Here is a 26,093-nt window from a genome sequence, read left to right on the forward strand (position 1 = left end):
ACTCACCACCTGACATTTATACTGCAATTTTAATCTTTCACCGCTGATCCATACTGTCTTATTCATAATTATAGGTCGGGAATGCCACACTTACAATAAAGTCAGATTCGTACAGTCTGCGCAGGCGGCTCAGAATCTCATCCTGTACCGCTGCCTGATTTTCCCTCAGGTCATCTATGGTATGACCGGCTACAATTTTATTCACTTCACTCTTAATAATGTCTTCCTGTGCAATCACACCTTCTTTGACATACTTCTCATATCCGTCATTTTTCGTATCCAGAACAAGGGCCACGGAAATCACCGCATGGTGCTCCTCTCCGCTGTCATCCTTCTTCAGATTGATGGTAAGATTTGCCCCCTCGGAAACTTTGATGGTATCGCACTGCTCCATGGGTATGTAAAGGGAGGAATTATCTTTGCCGCCCTCCAGCTCCAGATCAATGGCGGAACACACCTTGGTAATGAGCTCATTTGCTTTCTTTGACTGAGGCACAACGGAAATCATCAGGATTGCTGTTAAAATCAGATTCGCAACTACCAGTGCCAGAATTAAAACACTCATTAAATTCTTCTTCATTGCTGTCTTTCCTTTCTAATTTGAATTATACGAATTGTATATCTTTATCTCTACCCTTCGGTTCCTTGCCCGTCCCTCAGGTGTTGCATTATCCGCCACGGGACTGTATTCCCCGCATCCGGTGGCATTGATTTTTCCTGCCTCAAGCGCAGTCTTACCCAATACATAATCTTTCACTGCAAATGCACGGTATGCAGACAACACATCATTATTCTCATACTTCTCATTACTTATGGGCACATTATCCGTATGCCCTTCTATATCAATCAGACTACTGTCATAACTTTCCAATATCAGTGATAGTTTATCCACCAGCGGCAGAGCATCTTCTCTGATCTGAGACTGCCCGGAATCAAACAGCAACGCTCCGTTCAGGGTAATACGCACAAACTGGGCATTGGAATCAATTTCCATCTGACCGGCAACTCCCTGTTCTTCCGCCATCTGCTCAATCTGTTCCGCCATCTCTTCCGACTCTTTCAGTCCGGCTTCCGCCATCTCTTCCTTCAAAGCCTGTTCCGGATCCTTTTCTTCTTCCTCGTTGTCTTCCCCATCTTCTTTGCTGGCTGAATTGGCAGCTTCCTTATAATACTGATCCAGCAGCTGAAGCTGATTGACACCGGCCGCCACCATCTGGCCATCGCCTATGGAGGAACCTCCCTGAGGCAGAATACTGAAACTGTGCTCCAGAGACTGCACCAACGCTTCAAATTTATCCACATCCACAGAGGACATGGAGAACAACAACACGAAAAAGCACAGCAAAAGATTCATCAGATCTGCGAAGGTATTCATCCAGTTGGCAGCTCCTCCGCCGGAATCCTTTTTCTTCTTCTTTGCCATTATTCTTCACCTCCGCCCTGCTCCGTCATGCCTTCACGCATTTTCGGGGACAGGAAGGATTTTAATTTTTCCTCAATTACACGGGGGTTCTCGCCCGCCTGAATTGACAAAAGCCCTTCCACGGTAATTTCCTTTATTCGAATTTCTTCATCATTATTAACTTTCAGTTTCGCCGCTGTAGGGTTACAGAGCCAGTTGGCAATCAGAGAACCATACAGTGTGGTAACCAAAGCAACCGCCATACTGGGTCCGATGGAAGACGGGTCGCTCAGCTTTGCAAGCATGTTAATCAAACCGATCAGGGTACCAATCATACCCCAGGCAGGTCCAAGACCTTCCCATGTCTTCCAGAAATTAATATTCACATTATGACGTTCTTCCACACTGACCAGATCCGCTTCCATAATGCCTCGTACCAGTTCCGGGTCCGTACCGTCAACCACCAGCATAACACCCTTTTTCAGAAATTCGTCTTCAATGCCGTTGGCTGCTTCTTCCAGTGCCAGAAGTCCTTCTTTTCTTGCTATGTTTGATAAATCAATAATATTCTTAATTACTTCGCTTACATCCGATTTGGTATCCTTAAATGTCAGAGTAATGGATTTTAACCCGTTGATAAAATCCGGAAGTTTGTGAGCAGCCAGCGTACCCGCCAGCGAACCTCCGATGGTAATGATAACGGAAGGCACATCCCAGAAGTCTCTGAGGAGGTCACCTCCACCCTGTATAACTCCAAACACAAACAACACAATTCCAAGTATAATACCCAATAAAGACGCTATATCCAATTTAGCCACCTGCCCTTTTCATCCATGAAATATATTCTATCCGTAATTTCACCTGTCTGTTCTACAGGCTATTCTTTTGCCAACCAGGGAAGACCCGTTGTCATAATTTCTCTCTTGTATAATATTACTAAATTTTTTACTTCTTGTCTACTTTCTTTTACAATTAATTTCTTCCCTGTCACAAAAGAAAGGACAGTATCCGGTGTTTCCTCCACGCTTTCTATCAGTTCCGCATTGATCAGAATGGTACTTCCGTTCAGTTTCGTCACTTCTATCATGGAGCCTCACCTGCCTTTCACCGATTCATTATATGGGGGAACCATGAAACACAGTTCCCCGTCATATTTATTTTATAAGTTTATTATCGTTTCAGATTCACCAGTTCTTCCAGCAGCGTATCAGAAGTTGTGATAATTCTGGAGTTCGCCTGGAAACCTCTCTGGGTGGTAATCATTTCCGTAAACTCTGTGGAAAGGTCCACATTGGACATTTCCAGAACACCGCTGGTCATCTTGCCGCCGTCTGCGGTAATATCCTGACCGATTCCGTCAAACTCACCGGAGTTCAGAGTGGTCCGGTAGCAGTTGTCACCCAGTTTCTCCAGTCCGGAGGGGTTAGCAAAGGTTGCCACTGCAATCTGTCCCAGCAGAGTGGTATTGCCATTATCATATGTACCGAAAATTCTTCCGTCCTCCTGTACCTGCAGTCCGGTCAGTGCTCCCAGCTTCCTGCCTGTTCCGTCAATTCCCTTTTCATCCCCTTTGAGCATATCCAGCGTACAGTTATTTCCGTTCTCATAACAGGTGGAAGTACTGAAATCCACATTGATGTTCTGGAACTGAGTACCAATCGTTGCCAGGTTAATTCCTACGGTAGAATTCCCGGCATTTCCAATATAGTTAAAAGTTCCGGGATTCAGACCGTTTTCATTGTAATCCAGCACGTATCCATTGATGGTATCCTGGTATTCAAACACGCCGGAACCTCCCACCTGAGTAAATGTTCCGTTGAAATTTGTCAGAGCATCTCCTGTGATACCGAATACATCCGTAACGGAATAGGATACGGAACCGTCTGCGCTTTCATATAATTTCTGCCCGTCTCTCTCTGCATACTGAAGCGTAACACCATTTTTATCTACTATGGTACCATTCTCGTTCCTGAACTCTGCCGCCATCTTATATTTTCTTGTAATCTGCTGGGGAGTTTCCGGGCCGAAAATTCTTCTTCTTGCCTCTGTCATATCTATATTCTGATTTGCAGCATATTCATTCAGAATGGAACGTCCGGTAGAATCTGTAATGTCTGTCAGCTCTACGGAATAGTTTTTCTCATCCCCATTGATGGTTTTTACTGCAAATTTCGCATTATAGCTGTAACCCAGCCCATCATAGAAATTCAGACTCAGCACATAACCGTCACCGGAGTTTACCTGTTTGTTATTGGTATCCAGAACGCCGCTGACTGTTGCCAGGGTAGTTGCCTCAGGCGGAGAAGTCTGATTCTTCTCGTTCATAATATTCAGTACGGAAACCGTATCTTTCCGGATATCCCCTGTCTGAGGGTCTACCTGCCATCCCATTACGTTATAACCATTGGCTTTGGTGGCAAGGTTGCCGGCTCCGTCAATATAAAATGCTCCGGCTTTGGTAAACAGGTTTTCCGTACCGTTATTTACAATAAAGAAACTGTCTCCGGTGATTCTCAGATCCCAGCCATCTCCGGTGGTCTGAGTTGCTCCCGGAGAGGTAATATTGATGGATGTGGAACCGGTGGTTACACCAAGACCGATCTGCTTGGCATTGACACCGCCCTTGGTAGCAGTCGCACCGGATGCACCGGACATGTTCTGATACATGATTTCACTGAATGCAGTGCTGGATGACTTAAATGCAACAGTGTTTACGTTTGCAATATTATTACCAATTACGTCCATCTTGGTCTGGTGTGTCTTTAACCCTGACACTCCAGAATACAATGCTCTCATCATAACGAAATGACCTCCTGATTCTTATTGGATGCAGTTATCCTGCATTCACAGAATAACCGCTGCCGCATGACCCCTTCTGTCATTCCAGGGTCTTCTGCCTCCTTCATGGGTCCGGCTAGATAATTACGGCTCCGTCAATGTTAGTATATACATTTTCGTCAGACTCTGTATGGTCCATTGCTGTAACCACAGTTTTATTGGGCACATTTACAATAAACGAATAGGAGTCAACGATAACAAGGGACTCTTTCATTCCCTTCGCTTCTGCTTTTTCCGCTGCTGTTTCCAGACGTTCCTTCTGCTCTGTGGAAAGTTCTATGTTCCTGCTCTGCAGACGCATGGAAGCATGCTTGGAAAACTTCAGCACAGAACTTTCGTCCACAAACTGTTTCTGCTTTAAAATATCATCAAAGGAAAGTTCTCCTTCAGCAGCAACTGTGTTCTGACTGTTCTGTTTCAGATACTGATCTGTAATCTGTTCAATGGAAGAGAATTGATTTGAAATTTTATTCATGATATCTCTCCGTTCTTCAGCTTCCCTGCTGTCCTCTGATTCACTCAGAGGCGCCATCCCTGTTAACTGGTAGTTCCGGTTCCTTCCGTACTTCCTGTTCCCTCTGTTCCTTCTGTGGAACCGCTGTCATCCTTATCGCCTGAACCATCGGGCTTGTCAGGCTCCGGCGGGCTGATCTCATTCATTTTTGCCACTAACGCCTTAAACTTATTGTATGCATCTTTGCAATATTTTTCAATATAATTCTGCTGGTAAGCGGTAAGACTGTTATACGCGGCTGTGATTGCAGCCAGTTTTTCCTTATCCGCAACAGATAATTTGCTGACATCCGGCATGGTAGCCAGCGCTTTTTCAAAATCTTCCCCTATCAGGGTTGCTTCCATATATTCATCATCCACAACCGTGTCAAGGTCGTCAAGATTATACCAGGAACCGTCAATGGACAGATAGGTCTTACTGCCTTCTCTGCGGACCTGTTCCACTCTTCCGGATATATAATTTGTAACTCCGCTGGTCTCCACTCCCATAATTACGGTTTTTCCAACCAGCCCTGTTGCCTGTGATGCCTCCAGAGAAGCACGCATATTCTGCATTTCTTCCAGAGAGGAGAATGTCGCAAGCTGGGAAATGTATTCTGTGTTAGAAGTGGGTTCCAGGGGATCCTGATACTTCATCTGGGCTACCAGGAGCTGTAAAAATGCTTCTTTTCCCAATGATCCGCCGCTTCTCTCTTTTTTGGCTTCTTCCGCTTCTTTTGTGGGATCATAACCATTTACAATTTCACCGTTTTTAACCGGTACTGTAACTGCCATAAAATCTCTCCTTTCTTTTTTTTGTTTCACTACACTGTCAGGCCTGTGATGTATCCTATGCTGTCAGATCCACACTGTTCCCCTGATCCGTCATGATTTTTGCCACCAGGTCTTCTTCCTCTGTCATTGCTCCTTCCAGATCCTCCGGACTGTTCAGGTTGATATTCCTTCTGGAAGATTTCCGTGCATTTTCCTCCTGCTGCTCCTGTGCGGGGCTTTGCTGGTTCTGTTCCAGATTACGCTCAAATTCATGGCTTGCAATGGTCACTTCAATAGCTTCCACTTTAATGCCCTGCTGGTTCATATTTTCTTTCAGCACTGCAACCTGGCTTTCCAGCGCTTCTCTTACCGCTTCATTCTGAGCCGCAAGCTGAGCGGTGATTACGCCTTCTCTGGAAACAACCTGCAGATACACTTTTCCCAGATTGGCCGGATTCAGCTGCATTTCTATGGAAGATTCCGCCTGGCTGACCATAACTCTGGTCATCTGGCTGACCTGACGCATAATGTCCTCCACATTAATTCTGGTCTGAACTACGGTCTGGGTAACTTCCACTGTCTGGCCCTGATTCACGGTCTGAGTCGTGGTCTGGTAAGTAATATGGCTCTTTCCGGATTCTGCTTTCTCTGTGTCTTTCCCGTCCTGGGTCATTTCCGAAAGGGATTTTTCCGGACTCTTTTCCGCATTCCCTTCCCCGGATTCCTCCTGAGTCTGAGCAGTTACTGCTCCGGTTTCTTCTGTGGTGCGGCTGTCTGCGGCCGGCTCATTTCCTGCCTGTTCTTTTCCATCCGGATTCTGTACTTTCTGCTCCTGGGCTGCTTCCTGAGATATGGTTCGAATTACGTCTGCATTCTGTTCTGACTGCTCCGGAACTGTTCCCGTCAAATCACCGTCCGGCTCTGCTGCTTCCGATTCCGGCATCTGCACAGTCAGTTCTTCTTCCGGGCTGACATTTTCCATAGCCTCCATCTGTTCCATAAGCTGCGCCATGTCTTCCGGCGTGAGATTTAACTGTACCGGCAGTTTCTGAAACAGTTCTTCCATATCTCCCATAAGCTGCTGAAAATTCTCATCGAGCAGCAATGCTCCGGGATCTTCCATACCCGTCAGTTTCATGGTCAGAGCTGCAAGCTGCGCGGGGTCCGCCAGATCAAATACCGTCATACCCAGAGCCTCCATGGCTTCTCTGACTTCTTCCTCCGTAACTCCCAGTTCTTCTGCCACCGTCTCTGTTACTTTTTCCTCAAAAGCCGACAGTTTCTCCTGGGCATCTCCAGGCAGTTTGCTCTGAATATCAGAAGTATTCCCCTTAACAGAATTATCTCTGTATCCGGCTGCGGCAGTCTCTTTTACAAAAGCTGTCTGATTGGACAGTTCTGCTCTGGGGGGCTGAATCGCATTTTCCTTCCATGGGGAAAGGTTCTGCTGATTCCCGCCTGCCGTCTGGCTTAACAGTGCGCCAAACACAGGGTCATTTCCCTGCTGTGAAGTTTTTCTGGTGCTCATCAGCTCCGAATTCCTCATCAGGGCTGCAAGCTGTGATACTTTACTGCTGGTCATATTCCTCCTCCTTTCTGTTAAAATTATATGAAATCATGGATATCGCCGGGCGATATCATGGCTCCATCATTTTGGTTATCCTTGCGGCAACTTCTGCATCCATTGCTGCAAGAATCTTGCTTCTGGCATCTGTTTCCATGTTCTGCAGAATTTTCACCACCAGTTTCAGGTTATCCTGCATGGCTTCCATAATTGCCGCCGCCTGTTTTGGCTTCATTTCCGAATAAGTCTTGGCATACTCCTGAATTTCAGCGTCTGCCTCCTGCTGCTGTATTACCTGTTTATACAATACTTCGGCATTGGCCGGGTCAATACTCTCATAATATGCCTGATATTCAGATATATCGGGCGCCTTTTCATTGAACACAACCTCTTTGTAGAATTTGGTTTTCTCTTCCTCAAAGGCTGACTGTTCATTCTCAAATTCCCGCAGTCTGGCCACCTCTGCTTCTAACTGGGCCACATAATCGGAATTCCCCTGGGACTGGGACTGGCTGTCGGACAGCTCCACTTCCAGCTCCTTAATGCGGTTGATTGCCTCATCCAGCGTGGTATAAGGATACTGGGCGTCTACCACCGGCTCATCCGCACTCTCCGGCAAAATCTTGTTGATGACCGGGACATCCTTCAGCACAGGCTGAAGGACGGTAGAACCGAACCCGCCGATATCCATCTTTATAATAAGTGCCAGAATCGCCAGCCAGATTAAAATGAAAACAATTGTGGCAGCCACAACCGCAATTTTGCTGCCGCCGCTTTCTTCTTCCTCCGGCGCTTCATCCTGCATCTGCTTTTTTTCTGCTTTTTTCTGCTTTTTCTCTTCTTTCTTTCTTGCCTTTTCCGCTTTTTTTCTTGCCTTTTTATCCAGAGCGCCTGTTTCTTCTCCGAGCTGATCCATTACTTCTTCTGCCATATAAACACCACCTTATTCTTCCTTTGCATGATTGTGAGTGAAACTTACCAGTTCATCCACCGCCTTGCTCTCTTCTTTTTCCAGTTCTTTCTTAAATTCATCAAAGGCTTTTTCTTTTAAGATTTCATGGGTCTTCCGCTCTGTCATCACATCCTGCAGATGCTTTCTTGCCTGCTCCAGGTTGCGTTCTGCCACATGGACTGCCACTACCTGATTGCGGATATCACCCTTTGTGGTCTCAATTGCAACGCGGTTCACTTTGATTTCCTGAAAATCCAGCCTGTCTTTTACCAGTTCTCTGGCCTGTTCCTCATAATCTTTTCTGCGCTGGTGCAGCCTGTCGAGCTTTTCCTCTTCCCGGTTCAGCCTGGCTGCCGCCAGAGAAAAAGAAGTCTTTGCCTGCGTCTCCAGTTTATATTTGATATCGAGAATATTCTGCATTTTATATGTAAACTTTGCCATTTGTTACCAGTTCCTTTATATTTGGCTTCCGCTGTTAAAACAGACCTTCCAGCATATTTAAAATCTCCTCAAAAGAAAATTTCTCATGGGTTTCCTGCAGCAAAAAACTGTTTACCGCATCAATTTTCTCAATGGCATAATCAATATTCGGATTGGAACCCGACTTATAAGCACCGATATTGATTAAATCTTCTGCTTCCTGATAGGTTGCCATAACATTTTTTAATTTCCCCGCAGCCTCTTTGTGATTGCTGTCCGCAATGGAACTCATGACACGGGAAATACTCTGCAGCACATCTATGGCCGGATAATGATTCCGGTGTGCCAGTCTTCGGTCTAACATAATATGTCCATCCAGAATACTTCTTGCAGTATCTGTAATGGGCTCGTTAAAATCATCTCCATCTACCAGAACCGTATAGAGTCCGGTAATGGAGCCTCTGTCAGAGTTGCCCGCACGCTCCAAAAGCTTCGGCATTTCGGAATATACGCTGGGCGGATATCCTCTGGTTACCGGAGGTTCCCCGGAGGCAAGACCTATTTCTCTCTGGGCCATGGAAAAACGTGTCAGGGAGTCCATCATCAGCAGGACATCTTTCCCCTGGTCTCTGAAATACTCTGCAATGGCTGTGGCTGTCTTGGCCGCATTTCTTCTGAGAAGAGCCGGCCGGTCAGAAGTTGCCACAATTACAACAGAACGCCGCATTCCTTCTTCTCCCATATCCCGTTCAATAAATTCTCTTACTTCCCTGCCGCGCTCGCCAATCAGGGCAATCACATTGATATCCGCCCTGGTATTTCTGGCAAACATACCCAGCAGGGTACTTTTTCCAACGCCGGAACCGGCAAAAATTCCAATTCTCTGACCTTTGCCCACGGTAATCAGTCCGTCCACCGCTTTCACTCCCAGCGGAAGCACTTCACCTATAATCACACGTTCCATAGGGTCCGGCGGAGCCGCGTCCACAGGATATTCCTCCCGCAGCGTCAGTTTTTCCACGTCCGTGGGTCTGCCCATACCATCCAGTGTATGGCCCAGCAGTTCGTCTCCTACATAAACAGACAAAGGATGTCCCGTATTCTCTACGATACATCCTACGCCCAGTCCTTCTACACTCTCATAAGGCATAAGAAGCAGTCTCTTATCCCGGAATCCCACTACTTCTGCCATAATCGAAATATCCCTGTTCTTATCAATAATAATCCGGCACAGGTCGTTCAGTTTGGCGTTTGGTCCCACAGATTCAATCGTAAGTCCTACAATTTTAACTACTTTTCCAAGATGTCTGTAATAATTTTTGTCTGCCAGCTGATAATACTTATCCAAATTATATGTCACGATATCTCTTCCTCACAAACTTAATGACCGCAGTGCTTTTATCAGATTATCGAGCTGGACATCTGAACCACAGTCAAAAATTCCGGAATCCGTCTCAATCATGCACTGACGCTCTTTCAGTGCAGCATCTGCCATGATTTCCACATGAACGGCGCTCCCCACCTGTTCTGTAATTTCCGCTTTATGATTCTCCACAAATTCATAATCTTTCAGACTTACCCTCACCTGGAAGTCTTTCGTCCCCTCCGTGCTCAAAATCGCCTGCTGTATCAGATAAATCAGGATTTCCTTACTGTCATCAAACTGTACATGAAATATCTTTTCAAATACATCTGCCACGATATCCACAAGATAAGGTTCCAGTTCATCAATTTTCTGCCGGTATTCTTCCTCCATCTGCCGCCGGGCATCTTCTAACTGGCTGCTTTTCTGCGCCAGTTCCCGCTCAGCCTTCTCATTTCCTTCCTGAAATCCATTCCCGTACCCGGTCTCATAACCGGTTTCCTCCGCCTGCTTCCGAATGGAAACGGCCTGTTCACCGGCTTCCGCAAGAATAGCCTCCCCTTTTGCTCTGGCTTCTGCAAGAATGGCCTCTGACTCCTCCTGAGCCTTCTGCAGAAGTTCTTCCGGCGTAACTTCCGGAACCACTTCTACCTGCTCCATGGGCAGCCCCTCCACAAATCCGTCCGGGGACTCCTGAAGAACCAGATTTCTGGCCATTTCTTCTCTTAACGCCTGCATCCGCTCTTCAATTCTGGTATTTGAATTAATAATTCTTCTGTCTGTGTTATTGGCAACGATATACCGCTGCTTATACAGATTAGACAACGATCTCGTCACCTCCGCCTCTGGAGATTACAATTTCTGCCGAATCTTCCAGTTTACGTATAATACCTACAATCTTCTGCTGTGCTTCTTCCACGTCCTTCATACGCACCGGCCCCATAAATTCCATATCTTCCTTAATCATGGTAGCCAGACGTTTGGACATATTCTTGAAGATCACATTCTGTACGTCTTCATTTGCCGCTTTCAGAGCCACACCCAGGTCGTTGTTATCCACATCCCGGAGCACACGCTGGATAGCCCGGTCGTCCAGAAGAAGAATATCCTCGAATACGAACATCTTCTTGCGGATTTCATCTGCCAGTTCAGGCTCTTCAATTTCAAGAGTTTCCATAATATGTTTTTCGGTAGAACGGTCTACGGTGTTCAAAATAGAAACAATCGCATCCACGCCACCCACAATTGTGTAATCCTGATTTACCAGAGTAGAAAGTTTTCGTTCCAATACGCGCTCCACTTCCTTAATAACATCCGGAGAAGTTCTGTCCATCAACGCAATACGTTTTGCCACATCCGCCTGTTTTTCCGGAACCAGAGAGCCGATAATCATGGCTGACTGGCCGGCAGACAGATAGGAAAGAATCATTGCAATGGTCTGCGGATGTTCATCCTGTATAAAGTTCAAAAGCTGTGCCGGGTCTGTCTTACGAACAAACTCAAACGGACGTACCTGCAGGGAAGCTGTAAGTTTGGAAATCACTCCCTGAGCTTTTTCTTCACCCAGTGCTTTTTCCAGAAGTTCCTTCGCATAACCGATACCGCCCTCTGCAATATACTGCTGTGCCAGACAAATCTGGTAAAACTCATTCAGCACATCTTCTTTTGTCTGAGGCGATATACTTCTGGTATTGGCAATTTCCAGGGTAAGTTCCTCAATTTCCTCCTCTTTCAGATGTTTGAATATGGAGGCTGATTTTTCCGGTCCCAGTGCGATCAGCAAAATTGCCGCTTTCTGGACGCCATTATATTCTTCTGAATTTGCCATAACTCTATTCCCACTCCTCATTTAACCAGTTCCGCAGCAGTGAAGCTACGGCTTCCGGATTTTCATCTACAAATTTTTCTATCAGGATGCGGGTTTCAGACTTATCGGAAAATCCAATATCTTCCAGTGATTCCTCTTCCGCTTCTTTCGTGGAAGCCAGCAGTGTCTCAACGGAAAGCTCCGGCTCCACCACTGCCTCCTGCTCTCTCCTGGTACTTCGGAAGACCACATATCCCAGCATGGCCATAATGGCAATGGCAATGGCCACCGGCAGATAATCCACAATTCCCCGGTTACCGCTGTCGGAATATTCAAAGAAAGGTACCTCATATCCCACAACCATAACATTTTCTGCCGGAAATCCCGTAGCCCGCGCTACCATCTGCACGTAATCTTCGTCTAACTCCATTCTCACTCTTTCACGGTTTGCAGCCACAAACTCATCAAAGGTCATATCGTCTAACTGGCCGCTGGCCCTGAGCGCATCTTCATTGTAATTACGATACTGGCTGGCCACTACTGTAATGGAAGAATTTTCATAATCCACTTCTCCCACGCCCCCGGTAATCTCAATAATCTGCTCACTGTTGGCATAATTTTCATTTGTCTCGGTAACTGTCCGGTTAGAAGTTGCACCATCCTCCAGCATATACCCTGTATCGTCATCATTGGGGTCTGTTCCGGGAACACCTCCCTCACCCCCTGAACTCTCTTCCTCATACAGCCTTCTGCTGGTTACCGGTCCGTGTTCGGTTCCGTCTTCCGTATATGTTCTGTGTGTGGTATCCTTGGTATCCCGAAAGCTCACATTCAGATTCAGGCCAACAGAAACATTATTGAACACATTTGTGCCCATCATAATGTCTTTAACCTGACTTTTCACTGCGCTCTCTGCCTTGGTCTTATAGGCAAGCTGCGTACTTGCATTTCCCATGGCTGTGGCGGAATCCCCGCCGGAGAACAGCATATTTCCGGTACTGTCCATAATGGTAATGTCATCCGTACCCTTATTCCCGATGGCTGTGGCAATCCATTTTGCCAGGCCTGCCGCCGTATCCTCATCCATATCCCCTGACAGGGTCAGAGTAACCGCCGCATAGGAATCTTCCTGCAATGCCAGCACTGTCCCGTCGTCCGTGGGTATGCTCAGATTCACAGTAGCGGAATTCACAGCGTCCAGCTCCTGCAAATCCTCTTCTAACTGTTTTTCCATATACAGCTGGTAACGTTTGCCCTTGTCAGATTCTGTCTGACTGAAACCGCCGGAAAATACATTCTCCAAATCATAGGAAGTCGCCGGGATTCCATTCTGCCCAAGCAAAATGGCTGCTCTGGCCTTATCCTGAGCTTTTACCTGAAATTCCAGACCGTCATCTGAAACCTCATAGTAAATTGATTCTCCTTTCAGCAGTTCCTGTACCTGACCTGCTTCCTTCGTGTCCGCACAGGTTCTTATGGGCACCATGGTGGGCGTTGTCAGTATTTTCGTGACAATGACCAGACCAACGATTACCGCAACTGCAATACTTGCGATTAATGTTTTCTGTTTGACTGAAAACTTATTCCACCAGTCAAGGATCCTTTTGGGAACCTCTCTAATCTTCTCCTGCATGTAACTCTCCTACCCATCCATTCTATGTATTTAACTGTCCAGAATCAACTGTTAAATCTGCATATTCATAATTTCTTTATATGCCTCTATCATCTTGTCCCTGACTGCTGTGGTATAATTCAGGGCAATCTCGGACTTCGTCTGTATGTCCCTTAAATCATGGGTATTGGTCGAATATCCCAGCATAAACTGCATCTGGGCCTCTTCTACCTGGTTCTGCAGGTCATTGGTTTCATTTACCATGTCCATGGCCGACTTAAGCAGGCTGTCAAACCCTTTGTCGCCCACGGTCAGGTTCCCGCTCTCCATGGCTGCATTCTTAATATACTCTGAGCCTATATTGCTCAACACTGATATATCCATCTTAGAACCTCCCTGTTAATCATCCTCATCTGCTATTTGCCAAGCTCCAGTCCCTTCAGAGCAATGGCCTTGCTCGTCTCAAAGGCTGTCAGATTCGCCTCGTAAGCCCGGCTGGCATCAATCATATTGGTCATCTCTGTTATAATATTTACATTCGGATAAGATACATATCCGTTCTCATCCGCATCCGGATGCGCCGGATCATACTTCATCACATATTCACTTTCCGTATCCTCGGAAACACGTGATACCTTCACACCGTTTCCCAGGTATGATTCCCTGGTATTGCTCAGCACCTTGCTGAAAGGCGTCACCTTCTTCTCACGAAACGTAACAATTTTGCGGGTATAGGGCGTCCCGTCCTCTGTTCTTGTGGTAGTGGCGTTGGCAACATTCTCTGAAATCACATCCATGCGGAACCGCTGGGCAGTCAGCGCAGATGTGTTGATATTAAAAGACTGAAATAACGACATACCTCTTCCTCCTGTCTCTGCTATTCTCTTCCTACTTGATTACGCTTTTGATTTTGTTAAATTCACTGGTCATGGAATCCACCAGGGCATTGTACCGGATTCTGGTTGACGCCAGTTCCGCATACTCCTGTTCCGGATCCACGCTGTTTTCATCCAGACGGTAGGAATAATTCTCAATATCCGTATAAACCGGGGCGTCCAGGTGATCCATATGGCCTTTATTCAGGTCGCTCACCTTCTCATCCAGAGACACATACTTCATCTTCCCAAGCTCCCGCTCAAGAACGCCTTCAAAATTCACATCCTGTCGTTTGTATCCCGGTGTATCTCCCATGGCAATATTCTGACTGATTACCGTCTCTCTCAGCCAGGCAGCATCCGCCGCCTTGTTCATTACGTCAATATAATCATAAATACCGCTGTTTATCATGATATTGCTCCTTCCATCTTCCGGTATCTCATACGCTTCCAGACTATCATTAGAATACTATTCTTCTTTATTATAAATTATCCTAATAATAATGCAAGCACTTTTTTGTTGTTTTTGCGCATTTTTTACACCATCTTGTGTATTTCTGTCATTGTAGCTACTATTTGCAGTATTTTTTGTAAAAAGCTGTCGACTGTATGCCGTCTCCTGATATTCTCCTGTTCTGTCTTCCGCAATCTGATGTTTTCGTATATTTACACGCACAAAAAGGACTTATAGCCAATTCTACAAATCCCTTTTCACAAAACAACTAATTCCCTTTAGTTATGTTTCATATTTTGTTTTTTGATTTTCTCCAGCTCATCAAATACCACGTCGTTCAAAACCTTGATGTAAGTACCCTTCATCCCTGAAGAGCGGGACTCAATCACGCCGGCGCTCTCAAACTTCCGGAGTGCGTTGACAATTACGCTTCTGGTAATTCCCACCCGGTCGGCAATCTTGCTTGCCACCAGAATTCCTTCCCTGCCTTCCATTTCATCAAAGATGTGCGTAATGGCCTCCAGCTCCGAAAAAGAAAGGGTTCCGATGGCAGATTTCACAATCTGCACCTTCCGGTTCTCTTCCGCGCTTTCTTCATTGACAGAACGCATCATCTCCAGTCCTACCACAGTGGTTCCATATTCACTTAAAATAATATCATCAATGCCATACTGGTTCTCCAGCCGGTATACAAACAGTGTTCCGAGCCTTTCCCCGGCGATATCAATGGGGGTGATAATCGCCCGGTACCTGCGTACATCTTCAGAAACAAATCCCAATGTCTCCAGATTTACGTTCTCCTTGGTGGATAAAATCCCAAGCAGCCGCTCATTTAATAACAGGTCAATAAATCCTCCCACCTCGTCCGCAATCAGTTCTTTAATTTCTTCCGTTCCATCTTCCCGACTGGCCCCCAGCACTTTCCCTTTCTTACTGATTACCAGAATATTCGATTCCAAAATCTCTGTCAGAACTTCACAAATATCGTTAAAGACTACTTTCGAGGAATTATTATTATGCAGCAGTTTATTGATCTTCCTGGTTTTGTCTAACAACTGGACGCTCATAATACTCCTCCTGATTCAAAACAACACCTACATATATTTTGAATTCTACCATGCTTTCCGACAAAATTCAATAAGTTTCTTTTAATTTTTCCGTTTTCTTTAGCAGAATTTTATATTTTCTAACTATTCCTGTCAATGTTCCGCGCTTTTCAGGGTTTTCAGGGTTCTTCCTGCTTTTTCCGCTCCGTTACATATCCGCACTGGCTGTCCGCACATACCAGCTTATTTCCCTTTTCTACCATATAGCCGCCGCATTCCGGACATTTTTCTGCGGAAGGTTTCTGCCAGGACATGAAATCGCATTCCGGATTATCCTCGCAGCCATAATATTTTCTTCCTTTTTTTGTCTTTTTCAGCACCACGTCTTTTCCGCATTTCGGACAGGCCACGCCGATTTTCTCCAGATAAGGTTTCGTATTGCGGCATTCCGGAAATCCGGGACAGGCCAGGAATCTTCCATGGGGCCCGTATTTGATTACCATATTCCGGCCGCACAGGTCACAGACCACATCCGTAACTTCATCTTCTATCTTAATTTTTTCCAGATCTTTCTCCGCTGCCTGTACCGCTTCTTCCAGATCCGGATAGAAATTACTGACTACTGCCTTCCAGTCAATGGCTCCCTCTGCCACTTTATCCAGCAGAGATTCCATATTGGCCGTAAACCGTTCGTCCACAATCGTGGGAAATGCTTCCAGCATAATGGAATTCACCACTTCTCCCAGTTCTGTAATATAGAGATTCCGGTTCTCTTTCACCACATACCGTCTGCCCAGCAAAGTGGTGATGGTGGGCGCATAGGTACTGGGACGCCCGATGCCCTGCTCCTCCAGCGCCCTGACCAGAGAGGCTTCTGTAAAATGGGCCGGCGGCTGGGTGAAATGCTGCTTTTCTTCCAGTTCTTTCAAATCCAGCTTCGTATCTTTATCCACAGACCTCAGCAGCACATTGTTCTCGCTCTTTTCGTCCTCGTCGCTGGTATAGACGGAAAGAAAACCTTCAAAGATAATCCGGGAAGCAGACACATGGAACCGGTAATCTCCGGCTCCGATTTTAATGGAGGTGGTCTCATACACCGCACTGCTCATCCGGCTGGCAGCAAACCGGTTCCAGATAAGCTGATAGAGCCGGAACTGGTCCCTGCTCAGTGATTCCTTAATCATCACCGGGGTTCTGGTGATGTCAGAAGGCCGGATTGCTTCGTGGGCGTCCTGAATCTTACCGGAGCCTTTCCGCTCCTGCTCTCCGCTGGCCACATATTTCTCTCCGTAGGAAGACCCGATATACGCTCTTGCAGCCTGGTCGGCTTCTTCCGATACCCGCACAGAGTCTGTTCTCAGATAGGTAATAACACCTACGGTCCCCTGCCCTTTGATATCTACCCCTTCATATAGCTGCTGAGCCAGCCGCATGGTTTTCTGAGTGGAGAAATTCAGCCTTTTGGCCGCTTCCTGCTGAAGCGTGCTGGTGGTGAACGGCAGAGGTGATTTCTTTGTGCGCTCTCCCTTTTTCACATCCAGCACCTGGTATTGTTCTTTTTCCAGTTTCTTCCGAAGCTGCTCCATTTCCTCACCGGAACGGATGGTCAGCTTCCCGCTCTCATCTCCGTAAAACCGGGCGGTCAGACGCTTTTTTTCTCCCGGAACTGCAAACTGTGCTTCCAGCGTCCAGTATTCCTCCGGAATAAAGGCGTTGATTTCTTCCTCCCTGTCACAGATCATGCGCAGAGCCACAGACTGCACTCTTCCGGCGCTCAGCCCCCGTTTCACCTTGGCCCACAAAAGAGGGCTGATCCGGTAACCCACCATACGGTCCAGCATACGCCGTGCCTGCTGGGCGTCCACCAGATTCATGTCTATTTCCCTGGCCTGCTTCAGGGACGTCTTCACTGCGTTTTTGGTGATTTCATTAAAACTGATACGGTATACGTTTTTATCTTCCAGCTTCAGCGCTTTGGATAAATGCCAGGAAATTGCCTCCCCTTCCCGGTCAGGGTCCGTTGCCAGATATATTTTTTCTGCTTTTTTCACTTCTTTGCGAAGTCCGGCAAGAATATCCCCTTTTCCTCGAATGGTAATATATTTCGGTTCATAATCATGTTCCACATCAATTCCAAGCTGGCTTTTGGGCAAATCTCTCACATGCCCGTTGGAGGCTGCCACTTCATAATTTTTTCCCAGAAATTTTTTAATTGTCTTCACCTTTGCAGGTGATTCCACGATTACCAGATACTTTGCCATTTGTCTGCTCCTTTTATGGTCACTTACATTCTGCCCTTCGGATATAGCAGTTCCTGTATACTTCCAGTATACATCCTTTTTCTCTCAGAGATTCCAGATTTTCCATAAGTTCTGTCAGGGAATATCCGGTTTCTGCCATAAGCTCGTCCAGATTCTTCGGACTCAAATCCAGACAACTATACACCAACCTTTCTGATTTTTCAAGTGATAATTTTTTTATTTTGACAGAAGATTCTAAAAAATTTGGAAAAAGGCCCAGTTCTTTCTGAAAGTCCTCCCAGGACAGGAAAATTCCGGCCCCCTGTCCAATCAGCCGATTGGTCCCCTGGCTCAGGGCATCTCCGACTCTGCCCGGCACCGCATAGACCTCTTTTCCCTGCTCCAGTGCAAAATCCCCGGTAATCAGCGCGCCGCTCTTTTCCCGCGCCTCCACCACCAGTACCACATCGGACAGACCGCTGATAATCCGGTTCCTCTGAGGAAAAAAACAGGCCAGCGGCCTGGTGCCGGGAGGATATTCGGAAATCAGCCCTCCCTGGGCCGGAAGGGCCTCGTACAGTTGCCGGTTGCCGGCGGGATAGCAGATATCCACACCGCAGCCCAGAACTCCATAGGATTTCCCTCCTGCCTGCAAAGCGCCCCGTTGACCGGCTCCGTCAATGCCGGCAGCCATGCCGCTGACTACGGAGACCCCCTGTCCGGCCAGATGATATCCCACCTGTTCCGCCACCTGTCTGCCATAGGCGGAGCAGGCTCTGGCTCCCACCACAGCCACAGCCAGTGCAGATTCCGGCGGCAGAGTCCCCCGGCAGTACAGACCGTAGGGCGGATTGTAAATCTGCTCCAGGCGGGCAGGATATTCCGAATCCTGATGCAGAATCAGCCGGATATCCTGCCGTATACAGTATGTCCGCATTTTTTCCAGTTCTTCCTCCGGAGCGCTTTGCCCCTGCTCCAGTTTTGCTCTTTCCCGTTCCGTCAGTCCAGGCAGTTTCCGAAGGCTCGCCTGTTTCATCCGGTAAAGCCCTTCTGCCCCGCCGGCCATTTCCCGCAGCCGGATTTTCTTCTTCCCCGGAAGGCAAAGCAGTCCTGCCAGCCAGTATTCGTACCTGTTATGATATGCTTCTGTCTTCATTCCCTTTCCCACACCTTCCAGCCCATACTGCGGTACAGCAGGCTTTCCATAATATGCAGGCGGCCGATTGTATCGGCATGGTCCATGTCTGCAATGGTGCGGGCCACCCGAAGGGTACGGTAATACCCCCGGACACTCAAATCCATCCTGTCAAAAGACTCCTGCAGCAGTTTTTCTCCTCCCGTATCCAGCGGGCAGAATTCTTTCATGTGGGAAACCGGGATTCGACTGTTATACAGGATTCCGCTGTCTCCAAAACGTCTTCTCTGAATCTCCTGCACTTCCTGTACCCTCATTCTGACAGATTCCGAAGATTCCTCCGTCTGCCCGCCTGTAATTTCCGAAAGTTCAGGCCGCTTCACCTCCACTGTCAGATCCATGCGGTCCAGAAAAGGCCTGCTGAGTTTGCCAAAATGGCGTTCCAGAACAGCAGATGAACACCTGCATTTATTTCGGTCCGGGTAATAGCCGCAGTTACAGGGATTCATAGCCCCAATCAGCATAACGTCAGCAGGAAACTCATAGGCGCCGCTTTGCCTTACCAGACGTATCACACCTTCTTCCAGCGGCTGGCGCAGCACCTCCAGTACCTCCCGTCTGAACTCTGTCAGTTCATCCAGAAACAATACGCCTTTATGGGCCAGACTGAGTTCTCCCGGCTTTGGAACTGTTCCGCCGCCGGCCAGACCCGCTATGCTTACCGTATGGTGGGGACTTCGGAAAGGTCTTGTCCAAAACCTTCCTTCCCGCTGCCCGAACAGACCGCTGACACTGTATATTTTGGCAAGCTCCAGCCCCTCTTCTTCAAGCAGAGACGGCAGAATGGCAGATACTGCCCTGGCCGCCATGGTCTTGCCCGCTCCCGGCGGGCCTGTCATCAGCATGTTATGTCTTCCGGCTGCGGCGATTTCGCAGGCCCGTTTCAGAACCTTCTGTCCATGAAGAGCGGAAAAGTCCCAGAGTGTTTCGCCCGGCGGTTCTGATATTTCTTCCATACTGCGGACACCGGAAAACTTTTCCGGATTCCGGTGAAATTCTTCCACCATTGCCAGTACCTGATTCAGACTGTCTCCGGGCAGGATGGTGATTCCCTTTGCGATTTCCGCCTCCCGCACGTTTCCCCTGGGCACGCAGACCGTATGCTTCCCGGCTTCCCTGGCAGCCAGCACCATGGGAAGAATTCCGGCAGTGGGGCGCAGTTCCCCGTTCAGGCCGATTTCTCCGGCAAAAAGAATCCCTTCCAGAATTTCGCCTGGAATCCTGCCATGGGCGGCCAGCACCGCAAGGGCCACCGGCAGGTCAAACCCGGTCCCTGTTTTCCGGACGTCGGCCGGATAAAAATTTACGGTAACTTTTTTGGGTGAAAGACGGATTCCGCTGTTGCGGATGGCTGCTTTCACTCGCTCTCTGGACTCTTTCACCTCGGCGGACAGAATGCCCACCATCTCAAATACGGGCAATCCGTCGCATACGTCTGCTTCCACCTGTACGAGAACGCTCCGTATGCCCCGGACAATGGCCGTTGATACTATACTGTACAAAAATACCTCCTTTTGTACTGGTTCGGGAATTTGGGCAGATACACCCTTTGAAAAAAGATGAGTATATCATATCACGTTTTCCTGTCTTTGAAAAGAGGATTCTGAAAAGAACTGTTACTACTCAAAACATTCTTTTAATTTTTCCAGTGCCCGTTTCTCAATCCTGCTTACATAAGAACGGGAAATTCCCAGTTTATCTGCAATCTCCCGCTGTGTGACCGGTTTTCGATTGTACAGTCCGTACCGCCATTCAATAATTTCCCGTTCCCTTCCGTTTAAAACCTTCGGAATCATTTCATAGACCTTCCTGGTATTCCCTTTCAGTTCAATGATCTCGAAAATATCCCGGTCCATGCTCTCCACCACATCCATCAGATTAATCTGGTTTCCTTCTTTGTCTGTTCCAATCGGCTCATACAGCGACACTTCTCTGGAGGTCTTCTTTTTTCCCCGGAAATACATGAGCAGCTCATTGTCAATACACCGGGCCGCATAGGTGGCCAGCCGGTTTCCCCGCTCATGGTTAAAAGTGGAAATGGCTTTAATCAGCCCGATGGTTCCTATGGAAATCAGATCTTCCATATCTTCTTCCCCGTTCTGGTATTTTCTGGAAATATGCGCTACCAGTCTCAGATTTCGTTCGATCAGGGTATTTTTAGCTTCAAGGCTGCCCTCTTTCATTTTTTTCAGATAATAGGTTTCTTCCTCGGCATTCAGCGGCATTAAAAATGTTTTCAAAAAAGCACCTCTAAGCTGATTTATTACATACTATGAAAAATCAGCCTTTGAAGTGCCTTTCCAACCGGAAAAAAGAAATCTCTTGCCAATTCCGGAAAAAAACGTTATACTTTCCTCCATCAGATTATCGCAGAATGTTACAGAAGGAGGCCGCTATGAATCTGCCGAAAGATCCCGTTATTTTATTAAGTTTTATCAATACCCACCTGAGAGACCGCTATCCGTCCCTGGAGGAATTCTGCAAAAGTCATAACATTTCCCAGGAGGAAATTACCGGGCCTCTGGCTGCCATTGATTATCATTATCAGCCGGAAAAAAATCAGTTTCTGTAGAAGATTACCGGCTTTTGCCGTAATCCTTTTTCTTCAGTACCACTTGCTTAATATAGCGGAAAGTGGCATCTTCTCCCCGTTCCGCCAGCATATGCAAAAGATGCTCCAGCAGCTTCCTGGTATCCTCGTGGAGCATGTGATACGCTTTTCCGTTCTCATAATATTCCAGAGGGCTTCTGTCCGTGTAGTCCTCTCTCAGATAATTCTTTGACGCCGACATACGGTCGATAAACATTTCCACCACATATTTTATGGGCATTTTCATGCCTGTCATGCCCCGGTTCTCTCCTGCTCCGTAATCAATCCAGTATTCCATGTGATGCTTGTTCCTGCCCTTGTGGTGCAGCCAGGAGGACGAATAGCCTTTCTCCTTCCGCTCAATGTTGTTCGGGCTTAAATTCCCCTGAAAATACCTGCACCCCACCAGGAATTCCACAGGGGTATACTTTGACAGATCATGGAGCAGTCCCTGTCTGTACAGTCCCACGCGGAAACATCCCTTCATTACAAGCAGCTTGTGGCGGGTAATGGTTTTAAAATGCTGCCAGGCTTTCATCTCTTTCTCACACTCCTGTCTGTTCACAGATTACAATACATAAACACATATCAGGCGTATCGCCAGCAAATGGGCCGGATAGAAAAGATAAAAGAAGTATTTCATGGACGGCCCTTTCTTTCCATTATACAAAAGCATGGGAATTACGGCAAGCCCTGCATACGCCTGAACACTCAATCCGTACATCAGGAAATTCATGGCTGCAAAAACGGCCTGTCCGGCAAAAAAATGCCGGTGAAGCAGATAAAAACAGAGAATAAATACAATACCTGCCGCGCCGTAGTCCGTTCTCAGGACTTCTGCCAGAACCATAGCTGTCAGAAAAATGAAAAGCGAACTTAATTTTGTACGGTTTTTCTGATACTGTTCCACTACAACCAGGCCCAGAAACAGCGTAAAAAACACGTTCTGATGGCTGAAACTCAAGCCGCTGTAAAAGGCCAGGTCAAAGGGAATCTCCGACAATGCCGCAAAGGCCAGAAGCCGCAGCTCATACCTGCGTATATCACTGGTATGGACCGCCCCTTCCACCAGCAGAAAGCAGTAGATGGGGAAAGCCAGCCTTCCAATGATTCTGAGCTGTATATACTGGGGAAAAAGGACTGCTCCCACATGGTCCGTCAGCATACAGACCATGGCAATCCATTTCAGGGTAAATCCGCTGATACCAAATTTTCGTTCTTCCATTTATTTTCCCTGGCCCTTTGTTTTTATTTTCGTCTTCTCCCGGCCAGACTGCTTTACAGAAAGCTCCTGTTCTGGCAGAATCTCCTCCGCCGATTCCGTCCCGCTCAGCAGGCAGACGGACTGGCGCTCCACCTGAATTTCCCGGATATCCGTGAGATATTCCGGCTCCCGGAGCACCGCCGGTTCTTTTGCAGTGTTTAACAGCAGCTTCCATTTCATGCCGCCGGGCAGAGCAAATTTCTGAGAAACCCGCTGAAAATTATATGCCACATACAGGCTTTCTTCCATCCCTGCATAGGCTCCGGAATAAAACATGCCCACAAAGCCCTGATTCCGGTCAAAATCCATTTTCCAGGCTCCGTCGCTGTGATAGGACAAATCGGGACATCCTCTGTTCTGATAATCCTGAAGCTGAAAGGGGTGGGGACTGCGCAGCATGGAATAATTCTTCCGGATTCCGGAAAGCTGGCTGACGTAAGCAGTCATCTGTTTTCCCACTGCAGAACGTCTCCAGTCCTTCCAGCCCGTTTCATTGTCCTGGCAATAGGCGTTGTTGTTGCCCTGCTGGCTGTTGACGCATTCATCCCCCATCCAGAGCATGGGAATCCCCTGGGCAAAGAACAGGACTGCCAGGGCGTTCTTCACCTGGCGCCTGCGCAGTTCATTCACCTGACGCTTACGGCTGATTCCTTCCTGTCCGCAGTTGCCGCTGCAGTTCCAGTCATTTCCGTCCCGGTTTTCCTCCCGGTTCTGCTCGTTATGCTTATGTTCATAGGAAAAAGAATCCCACAGGGTAAACCCGTTATTCTCCGCTATAAAATTCACAAAGCCCTGATGTTCCTGCTGCCTGCGCATCTGACAGGCAAATTCATGTATACTGCCTCCCTGGTGATTCAGGCTCCTGCGCACGCCATAGAGAAATCCTTCGTTATAAGTAAACAGCAGAGGCCCGAACCGCCGGCTGTCCTCCGCCAGCTCCTCTCTGAAATTCTCATGGAAAAGTTTGCAGCCGCTGAGCCTGCCGTCCAGAGCCGCCAGCTCCGCCATTGCCGGGCTCCCCATCAATCGGAATCCATCTACATGATATTCCCTGTGCCAGTAACGCAGAACATCAATAATTAAATGAGGGTTTGTCTTTTCCGGAAAGTAAAATTCCAGAATACATTCCATTTCCTTCTCGTGTATTTTCTGAATCAGCCGTTTCAGGTTATCCGGGTCGTGATTTCTGCCCAGATACGACGCTTTGGGGGCAAAGTAGCTTCCGGACGTATATCCCCAGTAATTAATCAGATCTCTGGGGTGTTCCTGCACCTTGGTCTTATCCAGCATGATAATTTCTTCAAATTCATACAAAGGCATAAAGAGCAGTGTGGTAATCCCCAGTTCCTTCAGATAATCCAGCTTCCGCTCCACTGCTTCCACAGTTCCCCGGCGTCTGTCCTTTCCCTGCATACCCATGGAAAAGCCGCGTACGTGGAGTTTGTAAATTATCATATCTTCTTTTTTAATTCTTCTGCATTCCTTATCTTTCCAGGAAAAATCAGAAAAATAAAAAGAACTTTTAATTTTTCCCGGACTTTCTTCCCGGATTTGCTTTTCCGGGGAAACATGGTCCGCCGGCGGAAGTTCCTCCTTCATCCTCTTTCTTTCTTTTTCCGGGACAAAGGGTTCCGCTTTCTGTTCTCCGGGCCTGCGGGCCTCATCTGCCCAGATTTCCCGCCCGGTAATTCTGCGGGCATAGAGGTCTGTCACCTCTTCCCCGTTTATTTCATAATTGTAATCATAATTTTTCCAGTCCAGTCCGCGAATTCCAATTGTATATACTGTATCATCATTATGCTGCACTTCCATGGAAATTTTCCGGACCGGACTGTCATCTTTGGGATATAACAGCAGATTGCAGACGGAATTCCCTGCTGCCTGAACGAAAAACGAAATGGTATCCTTTTGCTTTGTTACGCCTGCTTTTTCCTGATTTCCGGAACAGATTTGAAAATTCATATGTGCCTCCCTTGATGTCTTCCTCTTCTCTGTAACTGTCCTGTCTCTTTCGTTCTGCCTTCTTTATTCACTGCGGGAGAACCGATTCTGGAACAATTGTTTCTGTCTACTTCTGTATTATAGCAACTTCTCAAAGATTTGGAAAGGGCTTTTTCCGGGAGTTTTACTTTTTACGCATTTGCAAATTCTTTCATGATTTCTGACACATGCTCCAGTTTCCGGGCCCGCCAGGCATTTTCACCGCAGAAAATCAGTCCCTGCTCCAGATTGCCTTTTACCGCATTTATAAGAGCTTCCGTAATACAGTAGGGAATCTCAGCGGGATTGCAGTTTTCCAGACACTGACGGCAGCTCCGGGGGTTTTTCCGGCGTTCCTCCGGCCGGTCTTTTTCAGACTGAACGACAAATGCATTGCGGATGGCCCGTCCCGGCATTCCCACGGGGCTTCTGACAATCTGAATGTCCTCTTTTTCCGCCTGTATATAGGCCTGTTTATATTCTTTTGCAGCGTCGCATTCATAAGTGGTGACAAACCGGGTAGCCGCCTGTACCCCGTCCAGGCCCAGCTCCAGTGCATGACGCAAATCCTTTCCTTCGTAAATTCCTCCTGCGGACACCACCGGAATATGACGCCCGTACTTTTTGTCGTATGTCTGAACCACTTCCATAATGCCCTGTATTTCCTGTTCATAGGATGCATCCGTAATGGTTTCCAGTTCTTCTTCGGAAAAGCCCAGATGGCCTCCGGCTTTGGGGCCTTCAATGACCACAAGATCCGGACAGCGCCGGTACTTTCTGTCCCATAATTTACAGATAACGGAAGCTGATTTCACCGAGGACACAATGGGGGCTATCTTCGTTCCGGCTCCCTCCACCAGAGAGGGCAGATTAACGGGAAGCCCTGCGCCGGAGATAATCAGATCCGCGCCCGCCTTCACTGCGGCCTGCACATATTCCCCGTATTTTCTGGTTGCCACCATAATGTTTACGCCTATTACGCCTCCCTTTGCCAGTTCTCTGGCCTGACGGACATGTTTTTCAATGGCTTTCAGATTAGTCTCAATGGGGGACTGGTCAAACCCCGGTTCCTGATATCCAATCTGGGCTGCGGAAATAACGCCCACACCGCCGCATCCGGCCACTGCTCCTGCCAGCCCGGACAGGCTGACGCCCACGCCCATACCTCCCTGAATCACAGGAACGGGCACTTCCAGTTCACCGATTTTCAATGTTCTGCTCATGG

At 47.5% G+C, this 26,093-nt stretch carries 27 protein-coding genes; 1 reads left to right on the forward strand and 26 read right to left on the reverse strand.

The window, feature by feature from the left end:
* Positions 1 to 58: 58 nt before the first annotated feature.
* From VSQ32_07355 to sigK, 22 genes are all read right to left on the reverse strand, one after another.
* The gene (locus tag VSQ32_07355; GenBank protein ID MEH2942679.1) at positions 59 to 580 is read right to left on the reverse strand and encodes a flagellar basal body-associated FliL family protein; all 522 of its coding nucleotides are present in this window, start codon (positions 578 to 580) and stop codon (positions 59 to 61) included.
* Positions 581 to 595: 15 nt separating this feature from the next.
* Positions 596 to 1,423: a flagellar motor protein MotB gene (locus VSQ32_07360; protein MEH2942680.1), complete on the reverse strand. Its 828-nt coding sequence runs from the start codon at positions 1,421 to 1,423 to the stop codon at positions 596 to 598.
* Complete coding sequence (locus VSQ32_07365) at positions 1,423 to 2,211, reverse strand: motility protein A (protein MEH2942681.1); 789 nt, start codon at positions 2,209 to 2,211, stop codon at positions 1,423 to 1,425. Before VSQ32_07365 ends, VSQ32_07360 begins: the two co-directional genes overlap by 1 nt.
* 68 nt (positions 2,212 to 2,279) lie before the next feature.
* Positions 2,280 to 2,489: a flagellar FlbD family protein gene (locus tag VSQ32_07370; protein ID MEH2942682.1), complete on the reverse strand. Its 210-nt coding sequence runs from the start codon at positions 2,487 to 2,489 to the stop codon at positions 2,280 to 2,282.
* An 83-nt stretch (positions 2,490 to 2,572) separates the two neighbouring features.
* Entirely contained in the window at positions 2,573 to 4,201 is a 1,629-nt protein-coding gene (locus VSQ32_07375; GenBank protein MEH2942683.1) for a flagellar hook-basal body complex protein, read from the reverse strand.
* 115 nt (positions 4,202 to 4,316) lie between these two features.
* Positions 4,317 to 4,715 carry a TIGR02530 family flagellar biosynthesis protein gene (locus VSQ32_07380; protein ID MEH2942684.1) on the reverse strand — a complete coding sequence of 133 codons (399 nt, stop codon included), beginning with the start codon at positions 4,713 to 4,715 and terminating at the stop codon, positions 4,317 to 4,319.
* A 62-nt stretch (positions 4,716 to 4,777) separates the two neighbouring features.
* The gene (locus VSQ32_07385; GenBank protein ID MEH2942685.1) at positions 4,778 to 5,527 is read right to left on the reverse strand and encodes a flagellar hook capping FlgD N-terminal domain-containing protein; all 750 of its coding nucleotides are present in this window, start codon (positions 5,525 to 5,527) and stop codon (positions 4,778 to 4,780) included.
* Positions 5,528 to 5,582: 55 nt separating this feature from the next.
* A complete protein-coding gene (locus tag VSQ32_07390) occupies positions 5,583 to 7,088 on the reverse strand; it encodes a flagellar hook-length control protein FliK (protein MEH2942686.1) in 1,506 nt (501 codons plus the stop codon).
* Positions 7,089 to 7,143: 55 nt separating this feature from the next.
* Positions 7,144 to 8,001, reverse strand: a complete 858-nt coding sequence (locus tag VSQ32_07395) for a hypothetical protein (GenBank protein MEH2942687.1) — start codon at positions 7,999 to 8,001, stop codon at positions 7,144 to 7,146.
* Positions 8,002 to 8,013: 12 nt separating this feature from the next.
* Positions 8,014 to 8,463 (reverse strand): flagellar export protein FliJ, encoded by a 450-nt coding sequence (gene fliJ, locus VSQ32_07400; protein MEH2942688.1) that lies wholly within the window; start codon positions 8,461 to 8,463, stop codon positions 8,014 to 8,016.
* A gap of 34 nt (positions 8,464 to 8,497) precedes the next feature.
* Positions 8,498 to 9,802: a flagellar protein export ATPase FliI gene (fliI, locus tag VSQ32_07405; GenBank protein ID MEH2942689.1), complete on the reverse strand. Its 1,305-nt coding sequence runs from the start codon at positions 9,800 to 9,802 to the stop codon at positions 8,498 to 8,500.
* Positions 9,803 to 9,814: 12 nt separating this feature from the next.
* The gene (locus VSQ32_07410; protein ID MEH2942690.1) at positions 9,815 to 10,630 is read right to left on the reverse strand and encodes a FliH/SctL family protein; all 816 of its coding nucleotides are present in this window, start codon (positions 10,628 to 10,630) and stop codon (positions 9,815 to 9,817) included.
* The gene (gene fliG / locus VSQ32_07415) at positions 10,623 to 11,633 is read right to left on the reverse strand and encodes a flagellar motor switch protein FliG (protein MEH2942691.1); all 1,011 of its coding nucleotides are present in this window, start codon (positions 11,631 to 11,633) and stop codon (positions 10,623 to 10,625) included. The genes VSQ32_07410 and fliG overlap by 8 nt, the downstream gene beginning before the upstream one ends.
* Before the next feature lie 4 nt (positions 11,634 to 11,637).
* Positions 11,638 to 13,245, reverse strand: coding sequence for a flagellar basal-body MS-ring/collar protein FliF (gene fliF / locus VSQ32_07420; GenBank protein ID MEH2942692.1), 1,608 nt, complete (start codon positions 13,243 to 13,245; stop codon positions 11,638 to 11,640).
* 51 nt (positions 13,246 to 13,296) lie between these two features.
* Positions 13,297 to 13,608, reverse strand: coding sequence for a flagellar hook-basal body complex protein FliE (gene fliE / locus VSQ32_07425; GenBank protein MEH2942693.1), 312 nt, complete (start codon positions 13,606 to 13,608; stop codon positions 13,297 to 13,299).
* A 32-nt stretch (positions 13,609 to 13,640) separates the two neighbouring features.
* Positions 13,641 to 14,081: a flagellar basal body rod protein FlgC gene (gene flgC, locus VSQ32_07430; GenBank protein ID MEH2942694.1), complete on the reverse strand. Its 441-nt coding sequence runs from the start codon at positions 14,079 to 14,081 to the stop codon at positions 13,641 to 13,643.
* 31 nt (positions 14,082 to 14,112) lie between these two features.
* Positions 14,113 to 14,511, reverse strand: a complete 399-nt coding sequence (gene flgB, locus VSQ32_07435) for a flagellar basal body rod protein FlgB (protein MEH2942695.1) — start codon at positions 14,509 to 14,511, stop codon at positions 14,113 to 14,115.
* 320 nt (positions 14,512 to 14,831) lie between these two features.
* A complete protein-coding gene (codY, locus tag VSQ32_07440) occupies positions 14,832 to 15,620 on the reverse strand; it encodes a GTP-sensing pleiotropic transcriptional regulator CodY (protein ID MEH2942696.1) in 789 nt (262 codons plus the stop codon).
* A 158-nt stretch (positions 15,621 to 15,778) separates the two neighbouring features.
* A complete protein-coding gene (topA, locus tag VSQ32_07445; GenBank protein ID MEH2942697.1) occupies positions 15,779 to 17,860 on the reverse strand; it encodes a type I DNA topoisomerase in 2,082 nt (693 codons plus the stop codon).
* Positions 17,861 to 17,879: 19 nt separating this feature from the next.
* The gene (gene dprA / locus VSQ32_07450; GenBank protein ID MEH2942698.1) at positions 17,880 to 18,995 is read right to left on the reverse strand and encodes a DNA-processing protein DprA; all 1,116 of its coding nucleotides are present in this window, start codon (positions 18,993 to 18,995) and stop codon (positions 17,880 to 17,882) included.
* The gene (locus VSQ32_07455; GenBank protein ID MEH2942699.1) at positions 18,992 to 20,536 is read right to left on the reverse strand and encodes a YifB family Mg chelatase-like AAA ATPase; all 1,545 of its coding nucleotides are present in this window, start codon (positions 20,534 to 20,536) and stop codon (positions 18,992 to 18,994) included. The genes dprA and VSQ32_07455 overlap by 4 nt, the downstream gene beginning before the upstream one ends.
* Before the next feature lie 117 nt (positions 20,537 to 20,653).
* Positions 20,654 to 21,274 carry an RNA polymerase sporulation sigma factor SigK gene (gene sigK, locus VSQ32_07460; protein MEH2942700.1) on the reverse strand — a complete coding sequence of 207 codons (621 nt, stop codon included), beginning with the start codon at positions 21,272 to 21,274 and terminating at the stop codon, positions 20,654 to 20,656.
* 155 nt (positions 21,275 to 21,429) lie between these two features.
* Between sigK and VSQ32_07465 the strand changes: the two genes are divergently transcribed.
* A complete protein-coding gene (locus tag VSQ32_07465; protein ID MEH2942701.1) occupies positions 21,430 to 21,606 on the forward strand; it encodes a DUF4250 domain-containing protein in 177 nt (58 codons plus the stop codon).
* A 4-nt stretch (positions 21,607 to 21,610) separates the two neighbouring features.
* Here VSQ32_07465 and VSQ32_07470 read toward each other — a convergent pair whose 3' ends face one another.
* The 4 genes from VSQ32_07470 to VSQ32_07485 all read right to left on the reverse strand — a co-directional run bounded on the left by VSQ32_07470 (position 21,611) and on the right by VSQ32_07485 (position 26,091).
* Entirely contained in the window at positions 21,611 to 22,162 is a 552-nt protein-coding gene (locus VSQ32_07470) for a DUF5662 family protein (GenBank protein MEH2942702.1), read from the reverse strand.
* A gap of 30 nt (positions 22,163 to 22,192) precedes the next feature.
* Positions 22,193 to 22,849: a TraX family protein gene (locus tag VSQ32_07475; GenBank protein ID MEH2942703.1), complete on the reverse strand. Its 657-nt coding sequence runs from the start codon at positions 22,847 to 22,849 to the stop codon at positions 22,193 to 22,195.
* Entirely contained in the window at positions 22,850 to 24,850 is a 2,001-nt protein-coding gene (locus tag VSQ32_07480) for an alpha-amylase family glycosyl hydrolase (protein ID MEH2942704.1), read from the reverse strand.
* Positions 24,851 to 25,020: 170 nt separating this feature from the next.
* Positions 25,021 to 26,091: a nitronate monooxygenase family protein gene (locus tag VSQ32_07485; GenBank protein ID MEH2942705.1), complete on the reverse strand. Its 1,071-nt coding sequence runs from the start codon at positions 26,089 to 26,091 to the stop codon at positions 25,021 to 25,023.
* Between the last annotated feature and the right edge of the window lie 2 nt (positions 26,092 to 26,093).

The sequence above is a fragment of the Lachnospiraceae bacterium JLR.KK002 genome, assembly GCA_036941025.1.
GTDB lineage: Bacteria > Bacillota > Clostridia > Lachnospirales > Lachnospiraceae > Petralouisia.